The following is a 658-nucleotide window of genomic DNA, read 5'->3' as shown; positions in this document are numbered from 1 at the left end:
CGCTAAAGGCGGGGAAGTTGGGCCTGGCCGGGGGAACCGGCAGCCGACCGTGGTGGGTCGGGTAAAGGGGAAGCCAGCACGGGGGTGCGGATTCCGTGAGTGCGGCGCGGTTGCCGGCGGGGAAACCTGCGTCGAGGACGTGCGCGCTGCGCAACCAATACTCGGAGTCACGGTGCAGACGCGCATCAATCTCAAGCCGATCCTGGCGAACTACTCGCTGCCGGAACGGTTCAAGTCGGAATTCGCGGTCTTGGCGGGCGAGAACCTGCACAAGCCGCACAGCCAGACCCGCGTCAGCGGTCGCGCGCTGTCGTCGATCTCGCAGAAACAGCGCGCGCAGATGTTGCTCAGTCTCGCAGTGGAGCTGCGTGAGGGCGGCTTCACCATCATGTCGCCCTACAACCTGGCGGAGAAGCACCTGCGATGGTTGGTGCAGCGTTGGGTGACAGAACGAAACCTCGCGGTGGGCAGCGTTGAACTGCGCCTCTCACACCTGCGCGCGCTGTGCTCGTGGATGGGCAAGACCAACATGGTGGGCGGCATCGATGACTACGTGGAGAGGCCGGCAGGCTACACGCGCAGCTACGCCGCCGAGACCGACCGTTCTTGGGACGGCAACAACATCGACGCGCTAGCCAAGATCGAGGAGATCGCCCAG

The 658-nt window shown here is 65.0% G+C and carries 1 pseudogene; it reads left to right on the top strand.

What is annotated here, in order from left to right:
• Positions 1-172: 172 nt before the first annotated feature.
• A pseudogene (locus ACRYR9_RS19805) lies at positions 173-658 on the top strand (integrase domain-containing protein); the annotation flags it as partial.

It is taken from the genome of Kineococcus auxinigenes, assembly GCF_050871525.1.
Taxonomy (GTDB): Bacteria; Actinomycetota; Actinomycetes; order Actinomycetales; family Kineococcaceae; genus Kineococcus.
Note: the sequence above shows the minus strand (reverse complement) of the source record. Positions and strands in the feature narration are given on the sequence as shown.